This is a genomic window from Halanaerobium sp., from assembly GCF_003070835.1.
In genome coordinates this window covers 1-3,945 of sequence record NZ_QBLR01000306.1, presented here as the reverse complement: position 1 = coordinate 3,945, position 3,945 = coordinate 1, and the positions used below count along the sequence as shown (strand labels likewise).

3 protein-coding genes are annotated in these 3,945 nt (G+C 34.8%); 2 read left to right on the top strand and 1 reads right to left on the bottom strand.

Going from position 1 to position 3,945, the window contains the following annotated elements:
* The first annotated feature begins 462 nt into the window (after window positions 1-462).
* Complete coding sequence (locus tag CI949_RS17935) at window positions 463-2,097, top strand: hypothetical protein (protein ID WP_290768893.1); 1,635 nt, start codon at window positions 463-465, stop codon at window positions 2,095-2,097.
* 41 nt (window positions 2,098-2,138) lie between these two features.
* Here CI949_RS17935 and CI949_RS17930 read toward each other — a convergent pair whose 3' ends face one another.
* Window positions 2,139-2,906 carry an HD domain-containing protein gene (locus tag CI949_RS17930; RefSeq protein ID WP_133531306.1) on the bottom strand — a complete coding sequence of 256 codons (768 nt, stop codon included), beginning with the start codon at window positions 2,904-2,906 and terminating at the stop codon, window positions 2,139-2,141.
* Window positions 2,907-3,246: 340 nt separating this feature from the next.
* Between CI949_RS17930 and CI949_RS17925 the strand changes: the two genes are divergently transcribed.
* Window positions 3,247-3,945: ABC transporter substrate-binding protein (locus CI949_RS17925; RefSeq protein WP_290768889.1), on the top strand; the 699-nt coding region annotated here is incomplete at its 3' end.

Sequence of the window (3,945 nt, the reverse complement as noted above, 5' to 3'; positions counted from 1 at the left end):
AGAGATAAAACAGCAGTCAAAAAAACCATTAAAACTGAAAACAGATAAGATTTTACAGTAATTTCATTATTCACAAACCACCCCTCCTTTTGCTCAGCACTTTTAAAAAGTAATTTCTCCTTTTGTTTTTTTATTAAATATTTTTTTAGTATATAAAAAGTTAAATCTATAACTTTTATCAGTTTTCTCCTAATAAATACAATTTTTATTATAACATGATATTATTTTACTTACAATAAAAAGTTAGACTATACGCAAAACTATACAAAATTCGATAAAATTCGAACTAACAGTATTGGGAGCGGTCCCTAAAATTAGAATTTTTAATGAAAGAATATGATCAACTTAGTTGAATTGAGGGAGCAATTATATATTTAAATGCAGGAATTTTATTATTTCCAATAATTATATAATAATATAACTTTTGTTTGCAAACAATATTATAATAAGGGGTAATAAAAAATGAAGAAACTTATGTTAGTAGTAATAAGCATCATATTAATCTTTATTCTTACAGGCTGTGGTTCTGACTCAATCAATAATACCATTGAAGAGGAGATCAATGATCCAACAGCAGGAGAAATAAAGGTCAGTTTTATAGCAGAGGAAAACTTAACTGCTGCTCAATCAAATGAAGTAACTGCTCAGGTCAACAGCGGTAGATACCAGCATTTTGAATTTAATCAGAGCAACTATGCTGAAAAATATAAGGAGCTGAATGAGTCAGATTTAGTTGGCAGATATACTCCTGAATCCATGATTGTAGAAATTAATTCAATCCAGCTCGCTAATCCTAATAGTCAGCGCCCTATTTCAAAAGTGGCAAGAATTGATAGAGCTGAAAGAAGTTCAAGTGTAATTTTGCCGGCTTTTGATTTAACTTTAGCCAATAAGATTATTGATGCTTCTTATTTATATGAAAGTAACTTCAATGAATACTCCAATGTAAATATGACATTTAGTATTGAAAATACAGAAAGACGGCAGGAGAGGTTCTCGGCTGTATCTGAAATTCATATTGACCTGGGAGAAGAGTATAGAGATGTTGATCTTGGGGCTTTTAGAAAAGAGGGAACAGTTCATGTTTTTCAGCTCTCAGATTTAATTCCCTTAGATGGTAATTCTGAAGCCAGCGTATTAGATATTTTATTTGATGACCAGGTAGAAGAAGCCTTTATGATTAATCCATTTTTGGAAGGTAAAGATTATATCGATGGAATTGCCCCCTACTTCTGGTCTGAGGAAAGGCCACTCTGGAGCAGAACAGGATATATGATCTATCTGCCGGGCCTTAATTTTGATTTAAATACAGATGGAAATCATTTGGTTTTTTCCTGGCAGCTTAAAGACTTAATTGAAGTCTATGCTCCTGAGGGAACTGCAGATAAATCAGAACATATTGTCACTCTAAATTTAGAAAATCCATTTCCAATTAACTTTAAACTTGAAAAATTGAGTGAAGATCAGAGCGGAGATGGTTCAAGTAAACTGGATAAAGAAATAACTCACCTGGAAGGTAGATACTATGATTTAATGGATAAAGAGATTGTTTTGAAGTGGGTGAACCCGACAAGTAATAACTTTAAGCAAGTAATTATTAATAGATCACTGACTGATTTTCCTGAGGGGATAGATGATGGAGAAACAGTCTATCAAGATAATTTCCCTCTTTTTAAGGATGAAGATATTGAAAGAAACAAAGAATATTATTATAGAATAATGGTTGAAGATTTTAATGGCAATATTACCGAGGGAAAAATGATAAAAGTTGATTCAGAGCCATTTCAGTTAATAGATTTAGAGCTAAAAAATGAAAACTGGCGGGAAGTATTACCGGAGCAGATTACAATTACTGCTGGTGAAGAGTATTTTATAGAAGCTGTCGGATATATAGAACATGATGAGTATTCAAGAGAAAATGTGTCCGTAGCACCTGATTGGACTACTACTGATGCTGAAGTTGCTGATCTGAAATATAAAAAGGGCGAATCAACTTATATTGAAGCTGTTAAGCCCGGGGAAACAATAATCAAGGCTGAGCTCGATCCGGCTTTTGGTGAAGTTACTGAAGCTCAAATCAAAGTTATAGTTGAATAATTATAAAGCCTCTCCTTGTTGTAATTGACGGGAGAGGCTTTTTATTCACCGACATACTCCTTCACCCGCTGATATATCTCTTCGGCTCTCTCATTTTGCTCCATCGAATCATAAATAACCTCCAGATATCCCCGCTCCTTAATAATCTCAATTGTCTCCTTAAAATTAATATCATAGATCCAGCCGAGCTGCATTACTTTTAAATCATTGATTGTCTCCAGCTTATTATAGTTAATTGACTCTCGCTTTAACACCTTTTCATAAATGTCATCCTGAATCTTCGGCTCAGTCGATAGTTTAATCACATAATCTTTCTGGCTGCGGGTTTTGTACCTTTCCACAAAAATATTAAAAATATCCAGTTTGTCGGCATCCCTGACCAGTCTAGCAAAAAACAATTCCTGATCACTGGCAAATAGTTCCGGGCTCAGATCAGCTTTATTATGCTGCTCAACAGCCTTGAAAATTATATTCTGCTTACTTTCAGCTAAAGAGTCAGTTAAACTGCTTTCCTTAATTACTTCAACTCCCAGCTGACCGTGGTCCTCTGATTTATAATCGGAAAAAGTCTTATACTTTTTATACTGCTTAAAACGGCCGATATCATGGAGGAGTGCAATTATTCTGGCTAGATTTTCTTCCTCCTCAGTTACTGTCATGCTGCTAATGATCTCTTCCATATTTTTAACCACCCTTTTACTGTGGTCAATTTTGAGCTGAATATTTTTCTGATCCTTTTCAGTTTCCAAATTGAACTGCTCTGTATATGAATCAAAGTATTTTTTAGTCTGCTGATATAATTCATTCATCTTAAAAACCTCCTCTAATCCTGTCTTCTATTATAATTTAGATTATTCTTTTTGTAAATTAATTAAGTTACATTAAGCCCGCGCAGAATTATTAAAGGTAAATCAGTGCTTTTAGAGAAATATAGTTTCAGGAATCAATTTCACGATAATTTATTGAGGAAGTGATGCAGTTGCAGAAAACAGTTTATATCACAGGTGCTGATAGAGGGGATTTTTTCTATTTATCAGCAGGATTTTAACAATCTACAGCGAAATATAACATGTAGTGTCTTTTTTTATTTAATATTAAAAATTTTCATAATATTTTAATAAATTGACCAAATTACAAGGAGGAGTGACAATGTTGAGAAGATTATTCGTTTGGTTTTTGCTGACAGCGCTTGTTTTTACTCTGACCGGATCGGTTATGGCAGACAGTCACGAAGGAGAGTATGGTGGAACCTTGATTTATGCTCAGGGAGCAGATGCGGATGCCTTAGATCCTCATATGACTACCCTCGGCAACTCGGCTGATGTTATTGTCAATGTTTTCGATGGTCTGGTTCGCTTTAAGGCAGGAACCACAGAGATAGAACCTGCACTTGCCACTGACTGGGAGATTTCGGATGATGGTCTGGAATATGTTTTTCATTTAAGAGAAGGTGTTGAATTCCATGACGGCTCACCTTTTAACGCAGAAGCTGTAGTTTTTGATATTGAGCGCCAGCTTGATCCTGACCACCCATACTATCTTGAAGGTTCTTATCCTTATGCCGGCTTTTCTCTGGGAATGATCGACGAGGTAAGAGCAGTTGATGAATATACAGTTGAATTTACTCTCGAAAATCCATATGCTCCCTTCCTTAAAAATCTGGCCATGTTTGCAACTATGATTGTCAGTCCGGAAGCAGTTAAAGAATATGGAGAGGATATCTTTAAAAATCCAGTTGGAACCGGTGCTTTTAAGTTTGTGGAATGGGTTAGAGATGATCATATTACTTTAGAGGCAAATGAAGATTACTGGGATGGCCGACCTTATCTAGATGAGCTGATTTTTACA

Bases quoted from the DNA above. Each gene is read 5' to 3' on its own strand.
- CI949_RS17935 (WP_290768893.1), top strand. From the start codon at position 463: ATGAAGAAACTTATGTTAGTAGTAATAAGCATCATATTAATCTTTATT.
- CI949_RS17930 (WP_133531306.1), bottom strand. From the start codon at position 2,906: ATGAATGAATTATATCAGCAGACTAAAAAATACTTTGATTCATATACA.